At 70.5% G+C, this 18,457-nt stretch carries 14 protein-coding genes; 9 read left to right on the top strand and 5 right to left on the bottom strand.

All coding sequences use genetic code 11. The features are described from left to right. Positions 1-25: 25 nt before the first annotated feature. Positions 26-2,098, bottom strand: coding sequence for a phosphate acetyltransferase (gene pta / locus ACFC51_RS01720; RefSeq protein ID WP_376377051.1), 2,073 nt, complete (start codon positions 2,096-2,098; stop codon positions 26-28). A 241-nt stretch (positions 2,099-2,339) separates the two neighbouring features. Here pta and ACFC51_RS01715 point away from each other — a divergent pair, with 241 nt between their 5' ends. Then, positions 2,340-3,365 carry an ATP-dependent 6-phosphofructokinase gene (locus ACFC51_RS01715; protein ID WP_376377053.1) on the top strand — a complete coding sequence of 342 codons (1,026 nt, stop codon included), beginning with the start codon at positions 2,340-2,342 and terminating at the stop codon, positions 3,363-3,365. An 83-nt stretch (positions 3,366-3,448) separates the two neighbouring features. Here the strand turns inward: ACFC51_RS01715 and ACFC51_RS01710 are convergent, their stop codons facing one another. The 3 genes from ACFC51_RS01710 to ACFC51_RS01700 form a co-directional block, all read right to left on the bottom strand. Further along, positions 3,449-4,072 (bottom strand): helix-turn-helix domain-containing protein, encoded by a 624-nt coding sequence (locus tag ACFC51_RS01710; protein ID WP_376369195.1) that lies wholly within the window; start codon positions 4,070-4,072, stop codon positions 3,449-3,451. A 164-nt stretch (positions 4,073-4,236) separates the two neighbouring features. Continuing rightward, positions 4,237-4,911, bottom strand: a complete 675-nt coding sequence (locus ACFC51_RS01705; RefSeq protein WP_376369094.1) for a response regulator — start codon at positions 4,909-4,911, stop codon at positions 4,237-4,239. Beyond that, complete coding sequence (locus tag ACFC51_RS01700; protein WP_376526487.1) at positions 4,908-6,560, bottom strand: ATP-binding protein; 1,653 nt, start codon at positions 6,558-6,560, stop codon at positions 4,908-4,910. Before ACFC51_RS01700 ends, ACFC51_RS01705 begins: the two co-directional genes overlap by 4 nt. 154 nt (positions 6,561-6,714) lie before the next feature. Between ACFC51_RS01700 and ACFC51_RS01695 the strand changes: the two genes are divergently transcribed. The 8 genes from ACFC51_RS01695 to ACFC51_RS01660 all read left to right on the top strand — a co-directional run bounded on the left by ACFC51_RS01695 (position 6,715) and on the right by ACFC51_RS01660 (position 15,799). After that, a complete protein-coding gene (locus tag ACFC51_RS01695) occupies positions 6,715-8,079 on the top strand; it encodes a cation:dicarboxylate symporter family transporter (RefSeq protein ID WP_376369096.1) in 1,365 nt (454 codons plus the stop codon). A gap of 286 nt (positions 8,080-8,365) precedes the next feature. Beyond that, on the top strand, positions 8,366-9,580 hold the full coding sequence (locus tag ACFC51_RS01690) for a hypothetical protein (protein WP_376526485.1): 1,215 nt from the start codon (positions 8,366-8,368) through the stop codon (positions 9,578-9,580). Positions 9,581-9,659: 79 nt separating this feature from the next. Next, positions 9,660-10,076: a MerR family transcriptional regulator gene (locus tag ACFC51_RS01685; RefSeq protein ID WP_376369098.1), complete on the top strand. Its 417-nt coding sequence runs from the start codon at positions 9,660-9,662 to the stop codon at positions 10,074-10,076. Continuing rightward, positions 10,073-10,417, top strand: coding sequence for a thioredoxin (gene trxA, locus ACFC51_RS01680; RefSeq protein WP_376526483.1), 345 nt, complete (start codon positions 10,073-10,075; stop codon positions 10,415-10,417). Before ACFC51_RS01685 ends, trxA begins: the two co-directional genes overlap by 4 nt. 504 nt (positions 10,418-10,921) lie before the next feature. Next, positions 10,922-11,617 carry a class I SAM-dependent methyltransferase gene (locus ACFC51_RS01675; RefSeq protein ID WP_376526480.1) on the top strand — a complete coding sequence of 232 codons (696 nt, stop codon included), beginning with the start codon at positions 10,922-10,924 and terminating at the stop codon, positions 11,615-11,617. Next, a complete protein-coding gene (locus tag ACFC51_RS01670; protein ID WP_376526477.1) occupies positions 11,614-14,265 on the top strand; it encodes an SUMF1/EgtB/PvdO family nonheme iron enzyme in 2,652 nt (883 codons plus the stop codon). Before ACFC51_RS01675 ends, ACFC51_RS01670 begins: the two co-directional genes overlap by 4 nt. After that, positions 14,262-14,525, top strand: a complete 264-nt coding sequence (locus ACFC51_RS01665) for a hypothetical protein (RefSeq protein ID WP_376526474.1) — start codon at positions 14,262-14,264, stop codon at positions 14,523-14,525. Before ACFC51_RS01670 ends, ACFC51_RS01665 begins: the two co-directional genes overlap by 4 nt. After that, positions 14,522-15,799, top strand: coding sequence for a hypothetical protein (locus ACFC51_RS01660; RefSeq protein WP_376526471.1), 1,278 nt, complete (start codon positions 14,522-14,524; stop codon positions 15,797-15,799). The genes ACFC51_RS01665 and ACFC51_RS01660 overlap by 4 nt, the downstream gene beginning before the upstream one ends. A 210-nt stretch (positions 15,800-16,009) precedes the next feature. On the opposite strand, the gene glgB is transcribed toward ACFC51_RS01660, so the two are convergent. After that, the gene (gene glgB, locus ACFC51_RS01655; RefSeq protein ID WP_376526468.1) at positions 16,010-18,424 is read right to left on the bottom strand and encodes a 1,4-alpha-glucan branching enzyme; all 2,415 of its coding nucleotides are present in this window, start codon (positions 18,422-18,424) and stop codon (positions 16,010-16,012) included. Positions 18,425-18,457 lie beyond the last annotated feature (33 nt).

The raw sequence follows: 18,457 nt of genomic DNA, 5'->3' as shown, positions 1-18,457 counted from the left end.
CTGCTCGGGCCGGTGGTCATCGCGGTCATTCCTCGCCCTGCGCCTGGATCGCCGTGATCGCCACCGTGTTGACGATGTCCTGGACCAGCGCGCCGCGGGACAGGTCGTTGACCGGCTTGCGCAGCCCCTGGAGGACCGGACCGACCGCGACCGCGCCCGCCGAACGCTGGACCGCCTTGTAGGTGTTGTTGCCGGTGTTGAGGTCCGGGAAGATCAGCACGGTCGCCCGGCCCGCCACCTCCGACGCCGGCAGCTTGGTCGCGGCGACGGACGGCTCGACCGCCGCGTCGTACTGGATCGGTCCCTCGATCCTCAGGTCCGGCCGTGAGGCGCGTACCCGCTCCGTGGCCTCCCGCACCTTGTCGACGTCGGCGCCCGTGCCCGAGGTGCCCGTCGAGTACGAGAGCATCGCGATCCGTGGGTCCACACCGAAGCGGGCCGCGGTGACCGCGGACTGCACCGCGATGTCCGCGAGCTGCTCGGCGTCCGGATCCGGGTTGACCGCGCAGTCGCCGTAGACGAGGACCCGGTCGGCGAGGCACATGAAGAACACCGAGGAGACGATCGAGGCCTCGGGCTTCGTCTTGATGATCTCGAAGGCCGGCCGGATCGTCGCCGCCGTGGAGTGCACCGAGCCGGAGACCATGCCGTCGGCCAGGCCCTCCTGGACCATCAGGGTGCCGAAGTAGTTGACGTCCGAGACGACGTCGTACGCCAGCTCCACCGTGACTCCGCGGTGCGCGCGCAGTCCGGCGTACCGCTCGGCGAACCTCTGGCGCAGTTCCGAGGTCCGGGGGTCGACGACCTGGGTCCCGGCGAGGTCGATCCCCAGGTCGGCGGCCTTCTTGCGGATGACGTCGGGGTCCCCGAGGAGCGTCAGGTCGCAGACGTCGCGGCGCAGCAGCACGTCCGCGGCGCGCAGGACGCGTTCCTCGGTGCCCTCGGGCAGGACGACCCGGCGCCGGTCGGAGCGGGCCTGTTCCAGCAGCTCGTGCTCGAACATCATCGGGGTGACCCGGCCACTGCGGGCCACCGAGATCCGCTCCAGCAGGGCTGCGGTGTCCACGTGGCGCTCGAACAGGCCGAGGGCGGTCTCCGCCTTGCGGGGTGTCGCCGCGTTCAACTTGCCTTCGAGGGAGAAGAGTTCGGCAGCGGTCGGGAAGGAGCCGCCGGTCACCGCGACGACCGGGGTGCCCGGTGCCAGGCGCGTCGCCAGCCGGAGTATCTCCTCGCCGGGGCGCTCGTTCAGGGTGAGCAGCACACCCGCGATGGGGGGCGTGCCGGCGCTGTGCGCGGCGAGCGAGCCGATGACCAGGTCCGCGCGGTCTCCGGGGGTGACGACCATGCAGCCCGGGGTCAGGGCCTTGAGCAGGTTCGGCAGCATGGCACCGCCGAACACGAAGTCCAGGGCGTCCCTGGCCAGCCCCGAGTCGTCGCCGAGCAGGACCGTTCCGTCCAGCGCGGTGGTGATCTGGGCGACGGTGGGTGCGGAGAGGGCCGGCTCGTCGGGCAGCACCGAGCAGGGGACCGGGAGCTGCTCCCGCAGGCGCTCGGCGATCTCCGCGCGGTCCTCGGACGCCACCCGGTTCACGATCATCGCCAGGACGTCGCAGCCGAGACCGGCGTAGGCCCGGTAGGCGTTGCGCGTCTCGGCCCGCACGGACCCGGCGTCCTGGCCCTTGCCGCCGACCACCGCGATGACCGAGGCGCCGAACTCGTTGGCGAGGCGCGCGTTCAGGGCCAGTTCGTCGGGGAGCTGGGTGGCGGCGAAGTCGCTGCCGAGGACCAGTACCACCTCGTAGTCGCGGGCCACCCGGTGGAACCGCTCGACGAGCAGGGAGACCAGCTCGTCGGTACCCTTCTCCGCCTGGACCGCCGAGGCCTCGTGGTAGTCCAGGCCGAAGACGGTCTCCGCGCTCTGCGACAGCCGGTAGCGGGCCCGCAGGAGCTCGAACAGCCGGTCGGGCCCGTCATGGACGAGGGGCCGGAAGACGCCGACCCGGTCCACCTGGCGCGTCAGTAGCTCCATGACTCCCAGATCGACGACCTGGCGGCCGTCTCCCCGGTCGATCCCGGTCACGTACACGCTGCGCGCCACGCGTGGTCTCCCGTCCTCTTTGGCTGGCATTGTCCCTTTGACGATACCTACCGGGCCAGGTCGGCCGCCCCCCGGGCACCGTGCCCGGGGCGGGCGCTCCCGGCACCGGACGGTCCCCGCGGACGGAGCCGGAAGCGCGGGTGCCCGCCTCGGCGTGGGACAATCGTCGTGGCTCACGGTACGGGGGTTTCTCGACGGGTCCCCGGAATGCATGGCACTAGCGAGCAGGAGACAGAGCAGGATGCGCATCGGAATTCTCACCGCAGGCGGCGACTGCCCAGGCCTGAACGCTGTGATCCGGTCGGTCGTGCACCGCGCCGTTGTGGGGCACGGCGATGAGGTCATCGGCTTCGAGGACGGCTTCAAGGGGCTGCTCGACGGCCACTTCCGGCCCCTCGACCTGAACGCGGTCAGCGGCATCCTGGCCCGCGGTGGCACGATCCTCGGCTCGGCCCGGCTCGAGCGCGACCGGCTGCGCGAGGCCGCCGAGAACTGCGCGGAGCTCTCCCGCCGCTACGGCATCGACGCGCTGATCCCGATCGGCGGCGAGGGCACGCTCACCGCGGCCCGCATGCTCGCCGACGCCGGGATGCCCGTCGTCGGCGTACCGAAGACCATCGACAACGACATCTCCGCCACCGACCGGACCTTCGGCTTCGACACCGCCGTGGGCGTCGCGACGGAGGCCATAGACCGCCTCAAGACGACGGCCGAATCGCACCAGCGGGTCATGGTCGTCGAGGTCATGGGGCGCCACGCGGGCTGGATCGCGCTGGAGTCCGGGATGGCCGGCGGTGCCCACGGCATCTGCCTGCCGGAGCGGCCCTTCCAGGTCGACGACCTGGTCAAGATGGTCGAGGAACGCTTCGCGCGCGGCAAGAAGTTCGCCGTCGTCTGCGTCGCCGAGGGTGCGCACCCGGCCGAGGGTTCCATGCCGTACGCCAAGGGCGAGATCGACCAGTTCGGCCACGAGCGGTTCAAGGGCATCGGCAACCGCCTCGCCGCCGAGCTGGAGCTGCGCCTCGGCAAGGAGGCCCGGCCGGTCATCCTCGGCCATGTGCAGCGGGGCGGCACGCCGACCGCCTACGACCGGGTGCTCGCGACCCGCTTCGGGTGGAACGCCGTGGAGGCCGTGCACCGCGGTGACTTCGGCCGCATGACGGCGCTGCGCGGGACCGAGATCGTGATGGCCCCGCTGGCGGACGCCGTGGCCCGGCTGAAGACGGTTCCCAGCGACCGGATGTACGAGGCCGAGTCCGTCTTCTGATCCGCCGGCGACCGGCACACCCGGCCCCGGCCGTCCCCCGTGGACGGCCGGGGCCGGGTCCGTCACCCGCCGGCGGAGGCTCCTCAGATGCCGGCCGTCCGCCAGAACTCCTCGACCACGCGGTCCAGGAAGACCCGGCCCTCCTCGCCCCCGGTCCCGGCCCGGTCCCGGCTGGTGGTGTTCCAGCTCAGCGTCGACACCATCAGGCTCTGGTAGTCACCGTGCAACTGCTCCAGCACGTCCTGGACCAGGATCCGGTCCAGCGGGACGAGCTTGTCCACGGGGCGTACGTACGCCTGCCAGCGGGTCGTGACCGCCCTGGTCAGCAGATCCGCCAGCTCCTCGTTGCGGCCGGTCGCGGTCAGGAACTGGGCGGCCGACATGTCCAGTGCCTCGCAGAGGGCCACGGCCTGGCGCTCGTTGCCGCGCCACCGGCCGGAGTCCTCGATCCGCTGGTACGCGGCGACCGTCATCCCGAGCGCACGCGCCAGGTCGTCCACCGCCAGGTCCCGGGCCAGCCGGTGGTCGCGCAACGTGCTCGCGGCGGCCAGCAGTTCGCCGGGCGCGCACCACAGGACACCGGCCAGCGCCATGAGTTCGCGTTCGCCAGGCATGGCGGTGCCGCGCTCCCAGGCCATCACGGTCTCTGCCGTGATCCGCATTCCGTACTGGGCGCCGAGACCGTACGCAACATGTCCGGGAGCCATTCCCAGCGCCTCGCGGAGACGGCGCGCGGCGGGGGCGTTGAAGGGCGGGGTGGGATGCACGGCCCCACCGTAGAAGGCCGGGAACGGCCTGGCTACAGGCTGTTCCTCTCAGTTCACCCTTCGTAGGATCCTCCTAGGGCGCCTTCCGGCGGAGCCCCGGGCCATCAGCGGGTTTCGGCCACCCAGTGGTAGTGCAGCTCGGGCCTGCCGACCTGACCGTAGCTGGGCCGCCGCACGGCCCGGCCCACCGTCACCAGATGCTCCAGGTAGCGGCGGGCGGTGATCCGGGAGATCCCCAGCTCCTCGCCCGCGGCCGCTGCGGTGGCCCCGTCCGACGCCTCCCGCAGCGCCCTGGTCACCGCCTCCAGCGTCGGGCCGCTCAGCCCCTTGGGCAGTGCGGCCGGGTCCGAGACCCGCAGCGCGCCCAGGGCCCGGTCCACCTCCTCCTGGCCGCTCGCCTCGCCCGCCGCCGCCCGGAACTCGGCGTACCGCACGAGCCGGTCCCGGAGCGTGGGATACGTGAACGGCTTCAGCACGTACTGCACGACGCCGAGCGACACGCCTTCCCTCACCACCGCCAGGTCCCGCGCCGACGTCACCGCGATGACGTCCGCCGTGTGCCCCGCCGCCCGCAGCGACCGCAGCAGCTGGAGACCGTGCCCGTCCGGCAGGTACAGGTCGAGAAGCAGCAGATCCACCTCCGTGCGGTCCAGCGCCCGCACGGCCTCCGCGCGGGAGTGCGCGACGGCCGCCACCTCGAATCCCGGCACCCGGTCCACGTACATCTGATGGGCGTCGGCGGCCACCGGGTCGTCCTCCACGACCAGCACCCGGATCACGGCGCGACCACCTCCGCCGCCCGGCCGGAGAGCGGCAGCCGCACCGTGAACTCCGCTCCGCCGTCCGGCGCCCGTCCCAGCGTCACCGTCCCGCCGTTGCGGTGGACCGCCTGCCGTACGAGAGCCAGCCCCAGGCCGCGGCCGGTGCCGTGGGTCGTCCAGCCGCGCCGGAACACCTCGTCCGCGTCGTCCGGGCCGATCCCGGGGCCGTTGTCGGCGACCCGCAGCAGCAGTTCGCCGTCCTCCGTCCGCGCGGTCACGGTGACCATGGCCCGCGCGGCGGCGCGCTGCGCGGGGACGGGCGCCCCGTCGGTGCCCGTCGCCGTCCCGGACGCGGCGTCCACCGCGTTGTCGATGAGGTTGCCGAGGATCGTGACCAGGTCCCGCGGGGCCGGCGAGCGCGGCAGGGCCCCGTCGTCGATCAGGCTGTCCTCGGCGAGCACCAGCTCCACCCCCCGCTCGTTGGCCTGTGCGGCCTTGCCGAGCAGCAGGGCGGCCAGCACCGGTTCGGCGACCGCGCCCACGACCCGGTCGGTGAGGACCTGCGCCAGCTCCAGCTCCGCCGTCGCGAAGTCCACGGCCTCGTCGGTCCGGCCCAGCTCGATGAGCGAGACCACGGTGTGCAGCCGGTTCGCCGCCTCGTGCGCCTGCGAGCGGAGCGCCTGGGTGAAGCCGCGCTCCGAGTCGAGCTCGCCGGACAGCGCCTGGAGCTCCGTGTGGTCCCGCAGCGTCACGACGGTGCCGCGCCGCTCGCCGCCCACCACCGGGCTGGTGTTGACGACGATCACCCGGTCCGCCGTGAGGTGGACCTCGTCCACCCGCGGCTCGGACGCCAGGAGCGCCCCGGTCAGCGGCGCCGGCAGTGCGAGCTCGTCGACCCGGCGCCCGACCGCCCCCGGGGCCAGCCCCAGCAGCTCCCGGCCGGCGTCGTTGATCAGGGCGACCCGGCGCCGCCCGTCCAGCATGAGGAGCCCTTCGCGCACCGCGTGCAGTGTGGCCTCGTGGTAGGTGTGCATCCTGCTCAGCTCCCGGGCGTTCATGCCGTGCGTGTGCCGGCGAAGCCTGGCGTTGATCACGTACGTCCCCAGCGCCCCGAGCGCCAGGGCGGCGCCCGCCGCCGTGGCCAGGGCGCCCAGCTGCTCCCGTACCTGCGTGGACACCCGCTCGACGGTGATGCCCGCGCTCACCAGGCCGACGATCCTGTCCCCGTCGTGGACCGGGGTGACCACGCGTATCGACGGCCCCAGCGTCCCGGTGTAGGTCTCCTCGAAGGTCTCCCCGAGCAGGGCGCGCTCGGTGTGCCCGATGAAACGCCGGCCGATCTGGGAGGTGTCGGGGTGGGTCCACCGGACCCCCCGGGGGTCCATGATCGTCACGAACGCGATCCCGGTGTCCTCGCGGACCCGCTCCGCGTACGGCTGGAGTACGGCCGACGGGTCCGGGGTACGGATGGCCTCCCGCACGGATGGTGATCCGGCCATCGCGAGGGCGGCCGCGCGCACCTGGCGGGCGGCGGTCTCCTCCGCCTGGGAGCGGCCGGAGACGTACGCGAAGACGGCGCACCCGGCCACGACCGCTGCCACGAGCAGGGCCTGCATCGCGAACAGCTGGCCGGCCAGGCTGCGGGGGAGGGTCCGGGGCAGGCGCATGCCCCACAGTCTGCCTGGAGGCGTCCGCCCGCCCAAGATGGCCGATAAGCGTCCGTGAACGATATGAACGCAAGGGTGACGGCCGTCACAGGGCAGTGAATAGTCACCGGGGCCCCCAGGGACGGGGAGCCGACGCATACCCGAGGAGACCCCCGTGGCAGAGAAAGCCGCACGACGGGACCGCACCCACTATCTCTACCTGGCCGTGATCGCCGCCGTGGTTCTGGGCATCACGGTGGGCCTGGTCGCTCCGGACTTCGCCGTGGAGCTCAAGCCGATCGGCACAGGCTTCGTCAACCTCATCAAGATGATGATCTCGCCGATCATCTTCTGCACGATCGTGCTGGGGGTCGGCTCCGTACGGAAGGCCGCCAAGGTCGGCGCCGTCGGCGGTCTGGCCCTCGGCTACTTCCTGGTGATGTCGACCGTCGCCCTGGCCATCGGCCTGGTCGTCGGCAACCTCCTGGAGCCCGGCTCCAGCCTCCACCTCACCGAGGCGGCCCGCGCCGCGGGCGAGGCGCAGGCCGGCGACAGCGAGTCCACGGTGGACTTCCTGCTCGGCATCATCCCCACCACCATGGTGTCCGCCTTCACCGAGGGCGAGGTCCTCCAGACGCTGCTCATCGCCCTGCTCGCGGGCTTCGCACTCCAGGCGATGGGGTCGGCCGGAGAGCCGGTCATCCGCGGCATCGGCCACATCCAGCGCCTCGTCTTCCGCATCCTCGCCATGATCATGTGGGCGGCCCCGGTCGGCGCGTTCGGCGCGATGGCGGCGGTCGTCGGCGAGACCGGAGTGGACGCGCTGAAGTCCCTGGCCATCATCATGGTCGGCTTCTACGTCACCTGCGCGCTCTTCGTGTTCGTGGTCCTGGGCGCCATCCTGCGCCTGGTCGCCGGGGTCAACATCCTCTCGCTGCTGAAGTACCTGGGCCGTGAGTTCCTGCTGATCCTCTCCACCTCCTCGTCCGAGTCGGCCCTGCCGCGGCTGATCGCGAAGATGGAGCACATGGGCGTCAGCAAGCCCGTCGTCGGCATCACCGTGCCGACCGGCTACTCCTTCAACCTCGACGGCACGGCGATCTACCTCACGATGGCCTCGCTCTTCATCGCCAACGCCACGGGCGACCCGCTGAGCATCGGCGAGCAGATCTCGCTGCTGGTCTTCATGGTGATCGCCTCGAAGGGCGCGGCGGGCGTCACCGGCGCCGGCCTGGCGACCCTCGCGGGCGGCCTCCAGTCGCACCGCCCCGAACTGGTCGACGGCGTCGGGCTGATCGTCGGCATCGACCGCTTCATGAGCGAGGCCCGCGCCCTGACGAACTTCGCGGGCAACGCGGTGGCCACGGTGCTCGTCGGCACCTGGACCAAGGAGATCGACAGGGAGCGGGTGGACCGGGTCCTCTCCGGCGCCCTCCCCTTCGACGAGCAGACGATGACGGACGACGCCCACAGCGGTGAACCCCAGGTCCCCGAGGCCAGGGACGGCGGCGAGGAGCAGCCCTCGCTGGCGAAGGCCTAGTACGTGACGACGCGGCCGGTACGGGGGTCCCGTGCCGGCCGCGTCGTCACGTTCCCGCGGCGGTCTCCGCCACCGGTCCGGGGATCCGGCGTCGCCGTCTCACAGATCCTCCGGCAGGAGCCGGAACGCGGAGTGGCCGGTCAGGGGACGCATGGTCCGGAAGTGCCGGAATGTGGCCGGGCGTGATCGTTCCGTGCTGGTCCCGCAGGGCGCGTTCGCGGATGATCACTGCTGCGACCAGGCACAAGGGGTGGGGACGCTGAACGCCGTACGACGTCGAAGAGCCATGATCGCGCTTCTGCTGCCGGTCCTCGTCGGGACCGCCGGATGCGGCGCGGGCGAAGAGGCCCCGGCGGGCGAGGCGGTCTACGGGCAGCCGCTGGCCGACCAGTTCCAGGCCGCGACGGACGCCACCCGGGGCGCGGGCACCGCCGCTTTCGTCTCGATGCTGACGTACGGCACGGCGGGCGGCGACGCGGTGCAGCGCGTACGGGGGAGTCAGGACTACGGGCGGGGCACGTCACACGCGGACACCGGCTTCGACGCCCCCCGCACCTTCCCGAAGGGCATGCTGGAGTACCTGAGGGGTGCGGTTCCTGAGGGCCGGCAGGTGCTGGCCACGGCGGACGACGACGTCTACGTCCGCAACGGCCGCTCCGCCTGGCTGAAGTACACCCCCGAAGCCGTCAGCAGGTTCGGCGTGGCCACGGCCGAGGTCGCCGGCCATGCGGCCGGGGACGCGGCGCCGTACAGCGGGACCCTCGCGGACCTCGTCCCGCGCACCATCCCCCGGGAGGCCCCCGAGCGCCGGGCGGACGGCAGCCGGGTCTACCGGGTGACCCTGCTGCCCGAGGTGGCGGGCGAGCTCCTGCCGCGTCACCTGCGGGGCGCCGGCGACGCCTGGGGGACGGAGCCCGTGGGGCTGACGGTGAAGCTGGACGCCGACGGGAGGCTGGCCTCGGCCACCGCCGACCTCGCGCCCGTCCTTGCCGCGCTGCACGACCAGGGCATGCTCGCCGGGGTGGAGAGGCTGCGGGCGGCGTACGAACTCAGCGCCTTCGGCGAGCCGGTGAAGGGCGAGCGCCCCTCCGGCGACGCGCCGGTCGAGGACGCCGGAGAGGTGCTGGCGCCCGTCGCCACGCTGAAGGCGGGCCGGTGCGCGTCCACCGGTGGCACAGGGCTGGGCACCCAGGAGATCGTCCGGCCCGTGGACTGCGCGAAGCAGCACGACATTCGCGTACTGGGCCAGGTGCAGGTGGACCGGGCCTTCCAGGGCCGACGGAACGTCGGGAACGGCGACCGCTACGGCAGGGAGGAGTGCGGGCGCGTCGACGCCGCCGCGCCGAAGGACTGGCGGCGCGGCGGACGCTACGCGGACGGGTTCAGCATGCAGGGGCAGTCGGAGGTGGGCGTGTCCGTCACCATGGACGGGGAACCCGGCAGCGGGACGGAGACGACGGTGGAGGGCTCCTACACCTGCTTCCTCACCGTCGCCCGCTGAGCGCCGGCCGACCGGGACGCGCGGTTGCCCGTCCCGCCGCCCTTGCCTTGACGCCGACGTCAAGGATTACCGTCGCGGTATGCGAATCGGGGAACTGGCCGAACGCGCCGGTACGACCACACGGACGCTGCGGTACTACGAATCGCGCGGACTGCTGCACGCACGCCGCGCGGAGAACGGCTACCGCACGTACGACGAGAGCGATCTGCGGCTGATCCAGCAGATCCGGACCCTCCAGGACTTCGGGTTCGACCTGGAGGAGACCCGTCCGTTCGTCGACTGCCTGCGTGCCGGCCACCCGGCGGGCGACGCCTGCCCCGCCTCGCTGGCCGTCTACCGCCGCAAACTCGGTGAGCTCGACGCGCTCATCGGCCAGCTCCAGGGCGTCCGGGCCGAGGTCGGCGCCCAGCTGGCGCGCGCCGAGCTGGAGGCGTCGGCGGGGGTTCCGGGCGGCCCCGAACCACGATGTGAACTGAACTGGGAGGACGAGGGATGATCCACGCAGAAGGTGTCGCCGAGGTCACCGACGCGACGTTCGACGCCGAGGTCCTGGGAGCCGGTCTGCCGGTCCTGGTCGAATTCACCGCCGACTGGTGCGGCCCCTGCCGCCAGCTCGCCCCGGTGCTCGGCTCGATCGCGAGGGAGGAGGCGGACCGCGTGAAGATCGTGCAGATCGACGTGGACCACAACCCGGCGATCACGAGCCGGTACGCGGTGCTGTCGATGCCGACGCTGATGGTGTTCCGGGACGGCGAACCGGTGAAGTCGATGGTGGGGGCCCGCCCGAAGCGCCGGCTTCTCCAGGAACTGGAGGACGTGCTGCCGGCGGGGGTGTGAACGTCGGGCGGTCACGGGCACATGGAAGGACTGGGGACCCTGCCCGGCTGTCCGTGACTGCCCGTCGACCGCCTCGGGGCCCCTGACAGGCTTCGGCGACACACCGGGCGTCGGCTGATCACGTGTGTGAGGACCAGCAGGCGGCCAGGCTTCGCCCCTGGGGCTCGACGCTCCGGCCAACGAATGGAGGCAGCTCCGGTAGGGACACGCGTTGCCCGATGGTGCTTTCGCCCTGCCGCCTTTCGGGGGGATTCGTCAATTCGTTGTGCAGCGGCCGCCGGCGGGATTCCGGATCCGCTCGCCCGGCCGAGCAATACAAGCGGCGCATTACACGCTGTTGGTGGCTGCGCACTCCGCGATAGCCTGGCGCCGGCCAGGACGTCATCAGGGTCGGTGACGTACGAGGGGGGGACCGTGGAGCGGCGTGACGTACGAGGGCACTACGAAGGACTCGCCGCCGAGTACGACGATCACTGGGTGTACGGGCCCAGCTACATCCCTTGGATGGCGACCCGCATCGCCGAAGCGCTAAGGCTTACGGCCACCGATCGCATAGCCGACATCGGTTGTGGGACGGGGCTGTTCGCGCGAGAGGTGGTGAAGGCTGTCAGGCCCACCCACCCTGTTCTCTGTGCGGACCCGTCGGAAGCGATGCTGCGTCAGATGGGCACGCCGCCCCCGTCCGGTCTGATGCCGGTCGTTGCCTCGGCGGAGGCCATCGCCGAGGGCGACGTCGATCTGCCGCAGGGCCAGCTCGACGCGATGTGGTTGAAGGAGTCGGTTCACCATCTCCCGGACCCGGCGCGGACACTGCGAGGACTTGCCGCTCGGCTGGCGCCCGGTGGACGCCTCCTGGTGGTTATGCTCCCGGCCGCCATCCGGTATCCGCTGTTCGATGCGGCACTCACCCGTTTCGAAGAGCTCCAGCCAGACCCAGCCGACATCGTGGGGCATCTGGAAGCCGCCGGAATGAAGGCCGGGCTCACCCACGTCGAGCACGAGCTGCGCATCGACCGGGACAGGTACTTCGGCATGGTGCGCGCTCGCTACATGTCGCTGCTCTCCACGTTCAGCGACAGTGAGATCGCAAGGGGCATCGAAGAGATGAGCGCAGCTCACCCCGAGCCCGTTCTTGTGTTTCCCGACCGATTCGCCTTCGTCCTGGGCGAAGCGGAGAAGCGGCCAGGTGGGGGCGAGTGAGTACTGTGGTTGATGAACGGCTGCGTCGGCTCCGGAGCGAACTGGACGATCATTCGCGGATCGCGGACCACCTCGGGCTCGACCTCGAGCGCCCCCTGCGCAGTCTCAACGACGGCTATCCCGAGAATGCCGTGGCGCTCGTCGGGAAGCTGACCGAGAAGCTCCTCAAAGAATTATGGCGCCACCACAGCATCGAGGGCGACCCCACGACCAAGGCGCTGAACGATCTGGTCAAGCGCTGCCGTCCGCACATCCGCAGCAGCACGGTGATGGACGCCCTCGACGACATCCGCCGGCTCCGCAACCGCTCCACCCATGACGGATACGACATCAGTGACGAGGACGGCCTGCTGGCGGTACGCCGCCTCGTGGATGTGCTGGTCTGGTTCACTGACACGGGAAGTACGGCGCTCATCGGTGGAGAACCTGATGTGGCCCCGGAGGTGGCCAGACGCTGTGAGTTCTTGGCGGGTCTGTACGTCACCCTGGGCTATCGGCAGGCCAAGCGCTTCGTTCTCAGCCCCGATACCGTCTACCAGCTGTTCTGCCGCGAATCAGGCATGCGGTTCGAGTATGTAGAACTCATGCTCTCCCGGGAGGCCGACGACCTGAGCACGGTCCTCGCCACCACCGGTGGCGAATTGCTGCGGACCCGGTTGCCCAAGCTCACCAGGTTCGTCGTCCTGGAGGACGACAATGGCAGCGCGGCCCCCGGCGCCCTTCACGACCTGCTCGGACTCGACTTCCGTATCGTCCGTTACGAAGGCTTCGTCGAGACACTGATCAACATCGATACACATATCGGGGCCATCTCGTCCCTGATCGAGCACCCAGAGCTCCATGCCCCAGTCAGCGCAGCGGTACTGAGCACCGACCCGTACACCGGCGAATCCCGGATGGCGGAGGCCGAGGATGCAGCGGAGTTGCTCACCCGCCTCGCTGGGGGCAGCGCCAACGTGCTCGTCACCGGCCGCTCCGGAAGCGGTAAAACCACTCTTCTGCGCTCCTTGGCGTCCAACCCTGAAACGCGGCAGTTTCGCTTCTACTTCGATCTCGGGCTCAAACCCAAGGACGAGCCGTTCTCGGAGTACGTCGGGCGGCTACTGGCGCCGTCCATGGCATCGGACCGCTCCCGTGCCTACGACCTTTTTCTCTACCTGATCCGCTCAGGCACCGCGCTCTGCATTCTCGACGCGGTCGACGAAGCTGTAGAGGAATCAAGCCCTGCCGGCTTCCTGCGGCTCTTCGCGGATCTCGCGGCTGTGCTCTCCGCCGAGTCCGCCGTGGTCATGAGCTCGAGGGTGTCCTTTCTGGCAGATTCACCACAGGTTCGCCAACTGTTGGACAGCGGAGCAGGCCGTTCCGAGCAGCTTGTCGAGCAGATGTACGCCAATGGAGTCGACCCGGCGAGGGTCCCGCACTTCCACCTCGTACGCCTCGCTGAACCTGATGCGACACCGTTGGAAAGGCGACTCACAACGGCACTGGCACTTCCTCCTGATCAGCCCCTCGCCGACATCCTTGGTGCACACATCACGCAGACACTGGCCGCGCATAGCCGAACAGACATCGAAGAACGCATGACCGCTTCATTCGGACACGCTTTCATGACCGACCAGACCGTCTTCTCCCTTCTCGACCTGCACCGGTCGTTGGGGATGAGCGCGTTCACCGACGGGCGGCTCGCCTTCGACGCCTGCGTATTCCTTCCCTTGCTACGCCAGGCGGGCAGCGACCAAGTCGCCTTCGTGCACACCGCCTACCAGGCGCTTCTGGCTGCGAGGTATCTCGCTGAGGCCGAACACCGGGACACGGCAGCGGGTGTACCGGGCGGCGCATTTCTCACCGAACAGGTACGGGCGTTCCTCGCGGGCCTGCCCGGGAGCCCGGCGACCGACGACTGTGTCCTGCCCGCCGGGACATATCTCGTCGGCCCCGCGGAACGGCTGCTGCTGCGCCGAGTACCGCGATCCGTACGCTTCGATCGTCACGCCGTGACCGTGGCGCGCTACCGGCGCTTCCTCCAGGCGCTCAACAGCGACGGTACCTCTCCATGGGACCATCCCGACCAGCCGGCCAATGTCACGCACCACCCGTGGACCGACCGGTTGCGCGAGGCCGGCTACTACGCGGACGCACGATTCGACGCGTACCCGGCTGTCTGCGTCAATTGGTGGAGCGCCTACGCCTTCGCTGCGTTCGAGGGCAAGAGGCTGCCCACGTCCCTGGAATGGGAAGCCGCGGCGCGCGGTACGGACGGACGGCTGTTCCCGTGGGGTGATGTCCCGGACGCCGATCTGGTCAACTGCGCGGACTCATGGGTCGGGCACTCTGTTGTCACCTACCAAGCCTGGTACGAGGACTTCGCGGGTGACGCTGTGCGCAGGGCATGGGTGAGCCCGGCGGCCGAACGTCCCGGTAACCGATCTCCGTTCGGTATTGAGGACATGGTTGGTAACTGCTGGGAGTGGACCTCCACCAGTCTTGGCGATCCCGGTGAGGCCGTCATCTGCGGCGGCAGCTATGACAATCCGATGCGCGCGGTGCAGGTGAGCAGCAAGGGGATCTACCGAAAACGCGGCGGGAGCAACGCGGTGGGATTCCGGTGCGTGGAAGATGTCACGGTCACGGAGGAGACGACGATATGAGCGGCGAGCCTCGCCACGGAACGATCATCGACCGGCGGGCGAGCGGTGGGGGAGTGAACGGCACCCTCGGGTCCTACATCGTTCAGGATGGCGAGGACCAGCGGTACTACGGCTTCGACTACCGGCAGATCGTTACCGAGGGGTTTCGGACCATCCGTACAGGAGAACGAGTCCGCTTCTACGTCTCGGACGCCAGCCCCGACCGGGCGGAGTTCGTCATCCGGCTCGACCAGCCGGACCCGTCCGAGTACTACGGATGACCGCGCCGCTCCCCCTCGAGACCGTCACCGGTGCTCGTCAGGAGCTGACGGTTGTCGTGCCCGTGCGCCTGCTGCGAACTCCGGAATGGGAACCGGGTCCGTTTCCGTTCGAGCTGGGTAGCCGTCGCACCGACGCCGAGACGAGGGCGACGTACTTCGCCCCTGCATGCGCGCGTGTTCTGTACGGCGCACCGGGCAGGCCCCGCCGCTGGTACCGGCCGATGTCGGTCGTGCATGACGGCGTGCACCTCATCGGAATGGAGCTACTGCGCACTGCCACCGCCCGAAATCCTGAACATGCTTTCGCAGTAATGCATTTCACGGTGACCAGACCGCTCCTGCCTGTAGTGCGAGCGATAGCCGGACGGGCTGCCGCCGGTGGCGACGCCCCGATGCTCATCGGTCCGCTGGATCCTGCGGTGCTCCTGGCCGGCCTGGCCGAGGTCACCAGTGGGACCGGGACTTTCGCCCTTTCCCGCCCCTACACCGTCGCCTTCCTCACCCCCGAGGCCTCTCACGGTCCTGCACTTCGTGCAGGCTATGAAGGGGAACTTCCGGACACTGCCGATCGCTGGCTCTGGCAGCTGGCGTCACGGTCGACCCCGGCCGACTTCCCACTCGCCCCGGAGACTGCCGCCGTGGAGCTCGGTAATGCCGTGCGCATCTCGGCAGACTGGAGTGCCTTGGTGCTGCGGCAGGGAGCCGCCTTCCTCGGTCACCGAGCCGACACGGGGGATGGAGACTTCTACGCTTTCGGAGCCCTGCACTCGCGCACCGTCTACCTGGACGCGCTGCTGCTCGGGTCCCTGCAACGTGACCATATCGACGAACTCACCGACGAACTCTCGGATGTCTTCGATGCCAGGCGGCTGGCACGGAGAGTCGCCACGCTGGAGCGCAGCATCGCGGCCTTCCGAAGCACCTATTGGCGCCAGCACCTGACTGCCCACGGCCCAGCCAACGAGTTGCTGCTCGCCTTCCAGAACCAACATCGGCTTCCTGACCGTTTCGGCGAGATCCTGGCGGAGGCCGCTGACTACAGTCGTCTGGTGCAGACGCAGGAGAGTCAGCAGATCAGCGGCGCTCTGGGAGCGCTCACGGTCCTGGGCCTGCCGCTCGGGACGTCGCTCGGCGTGCTCCAGGTTGTCGGCGACGAATCCGTCAGCCACCTACTCGTTGCGCTCGGGATCTCCGTGGTCGTGACCGCCGGTGCTCTCGCGACGCGGTACGGGCGGCTGGTGCTTTCCTCGCTGCGCGGGGCTGGCAGGCCGTAGCCCGGTGGTAGGACGGGTGAGTCCCGCTCGCACAAGCCGGCGCTGGTGCTCAACCATGGTTGTGCGGCGCCTCGGTGGGGCTTGATGTGAGGCCACGCACCGTTCGCTGCCCCAAGAGCCGAGATCGCGGGAGGTCGGCATGCCGGCGCCCTCACAGCGAGGGGCCCGCACCGCCCCTGGCGGTGCGGGCCCCTCCGGCCGTTCGCGCCGTCAGGCCGGACGCAGCCACACCGTCGCGAGCGGCGGGAGCGTCAGGGTGATGCTGGTGTCCCTGCCGTGGGCCGGCACCGCCTCCGGCTTCAGGGGCTCCTCGTTGCGCACGTCGCTCCCGCCGTAGCGGGCGGCGTCCGTGTTCACGACCTCCACCCACGCCTCCGGGCCGTCCGGCACACCGATCCGGTAGTCCTGCCGCACCACGGGGGAGAAGTGCGAGACCGCGATCAGCGGTGATCCGTCCGCGTCGTACCGCACGAACGAGAACGCGTTGTCCTCGGCGGCGCCGCCGTCGATCCAGCTGAAGCCCTCCGGGGAGGTGTCCCGCTGCCAGAGCGCGGGCAGCGCGTTGTAGACCGCGTTGAGGTCCGTGACCAGGGTGCGCACGCCCCGGTGGTCGCCGGAGGCCTCGTACGTCTCGTCGAGCAGCCACCAGTCCGGGCCGTGGCCCTCCGACCACTCCGCTCCCTGGGCGAACTCCTGTCCCATGAAGAGGAGTTGCTTGCCGGGGTGCGCCCACATGAAGCCGAGGTAGGCACGGTGGTTGGCCCGCTGCTGCCACCAGTCGCCGGGCATCTTGCTGACCAGCGCCTGCTTGCCGTGCACCACCTCGTCGTGCGAGATCGGCAGCACATAGTTCTCGCTGTACGCGTACACCATCGAGAAGGTCATCTCGTTGTGGTGGTACTTGCGGTGGATGGGCTCCTTCGAGACGTACACGAGGGAGTCGTGCATCCAGCCCATGTTCCACTTCAGGCCGAAGCCCAGGCCGCCGGAGTCCGTGGCGCGGGTGACGCCGTCCCAGGCGGTCGACTCCTCCGCCATCGTGACGACCCCCGGGTTGCGCCGGTAGACCGTCGCGTTCATCTCCTGGAGGAAGGCGACCGCGTCCAGGTTCTCCCGGCCCCCGAACTCGTTCGGCGACCACTGGCCGTCCTCGCGGGAGTAGTCGAGGTAGAGCATGGAGGCGACCGCGTCGACCCGCAGGCCGTCGATGTGGAACTCCTCGCACCAGTACGTGGCGTTGGAGACCAGGAAGTTGCGGACCTCCTTGCGGCCGTAGTCGAACTCCAGGGTCCCCCAGTCCGGGTGCGCTGCCCGGTTCGGGTCGGAGTGCTCGTACAGCGGGCGGCCGTCGAACTCGGCGAGCGCCCAGTCGTCGCGCGGGAAGTGGGCCGGCACCCAGTCCATGAGGACGCCGATGCCCGCCGCGTGCAGCGCGTCGACCAGGAAGCGGAAGTCGTCCGGGGTGCCCATACGGGACGTCGGCGCGTAGAAGCCGGTGACCTGGTAGCCCCAGGACCCCCCGAAGGGGTGCTCGGCGACGGGCATCAGCTCGACGTGGGTGAAGCCCAGCTCCTTCACGTACGAAGGGAGCTGCGCGGCGAGCTGACGGTACGACAGGCCCGGCCGCCAGGACGGCAGATGGATCTCGTAGACGGAGAACGGGGCCTCGTGCACCGGGCGGTCCCCGCGGTGCGCCATCCAGTCCGCGTCCTGCCACGGGTGGTGCGAGGCCGTCACCACCGAGGCGGTGGCCGGCGGGACCTCCGTGTGGCGGGCCATCGGGTCCGCCCGCTGGGTGTGCGACCCGTCGGGCCGGCAGATGTCGTACTTGTAGACGGCGCCCTCGCCGACACCGGGCAGGAACACCTCCCAGACACCGGTGGAGCCGAGCGAGCGCATCGGGAAGGCCGTGCCGTCCCAGTAGTTGAAGTCGCCCGTGACCCGGACCCCGCGGGCGTCCGGTGCCCACACCGTGAAGCGGGTGCCGGTCACGCCCTGGTGCTCCATGGGCTGGGACCCGAGCGCCTTCCAGAGCTCCTCGTGCCGGCCCTCGCCGATCAGGTGGAGGTCGAGTTCACCGATGGCCGGCAGGAAGCGGTACGGGTCGTCCACCTCGATCGTGTTGTCCTCGTAGGCGACCCGCAGGCGGTAGCGCTCGGGCACCGCCGGCAGGGACAGCACCCCGGAGAAGAAGCCGTCGCCGTCACTCTGCAGTTCGGCCCCGGTCCGCTTGCCCTCCACCAGCACGGTCACCGAGCGGGCGTAGGGGCGCAGCACCCGGAAGAGCACTCCGGCCGGCACCGGGTGCGCGCCGAGGACCCCGTGCGGGTCGTGGTGCTCGCCGGCGAGCAGCCGGCCCCGGTCCGCGTCGTCCAGGGCGGTCGCGGGCAGGACGTTCTTGCTCCCTCCTCCGCGCCGGGGGCGGGGCGGGGCACCGGTGGCCGCCGCGGCCGTCTTCCGGGCCCGGGGGCGCTTGGCGGGGGTCGGGGCGGAGGGCTCCGCCGCCGGGACGGCAGAGGCGGGGTCGGCCGGGGCGGCCGCCGTGACCTCGGTGGTCACCGGCTTGGCCGTGGGCGGGACCTCGATGGGCTCGGGTGACTTGCGGGACGGCTTGCGGGCGGTCACAGAGACTGCCTCCTCGGAAGGGGAGTGGTGGGA

Source organism: Streptomyces sp. NPDC055962, from assembly GCF_042270185.1.
In the GTDB taxonomy this organism is placed as follows: domain Bacteria; phylum Actinomycetota; class Actinomycetes; order Streptomycetales; family Streptomycetaceae; genus Streptomyces.
The sequence above is the reverse complement of the archived record's forward strand: the minus strand, read 5'-3'. Positions and strand labels throughout refer to the sequence as shown.

Coding starts and splice junctions, on each gene's coding strand:
- ACFC51_RS01715 (WP_376377053.1), top strand. CDS start 2,340: ATGCGCATCGGAATTCTCACCGCAGGCGGCGACTGCCCAGGCCTGAAC.
- ACFC51_RS01710 (WP_376369195.1), bottom strand. CDS start 4,072: ATGGCTCCCGGACATGTTGCGTACGGTCTCGGCGCCCAGTACGGAATG.
- ACFC51_RS01700 (WP_376526487.1), bottom strand. CDS start 6,560: ATGCGCCTGCCCCGGACCCTCCCCCGCAGCCTGGCCGGCCAGCTGTTC.
- ACFC51_RS01690 (WP_376526485.1), top strand. CDS start 8,366: ATGATCGCGCTTCTGCTGCCGGTCCTCGTCGGGACCGCCGGATGCGGC.
- ACFC51_RS01685 (WP_376369098.1), top strand. CDS start 9,660: ATGCGAATCGGGGAACTGGCCGAACGCGCCGGTACGACCACACGGACG.
- trxA (WP_376526483.1), top strand. CDS start 10,073: ATGATCCACGCAGAAGGTGTCGCCGAGGTCACCGACGCGACGTTCGAC.
- ACFC51_RS01675 (WP_376526480.1), top strand. CDS start 10,922: ATGGCGACCCGCATCGCCGAAGCGCTAAGGCTTACGGCCACCGATCGC.
- ACFC51_RS01665 (WP_376526474.1), top strand. CDS start 14,262: ATGAGCGGCGAGCCTCGCCACGGAACGATCATCGACCGGCGGGCGAGC.
- ACFC51_RS01660 (WP_376526471.1), top strand. CDS start 14,522: ATGACCGCGCCGCTCCCCCTCGAGACCGTCACCGGTGCTCGTCAGGAG.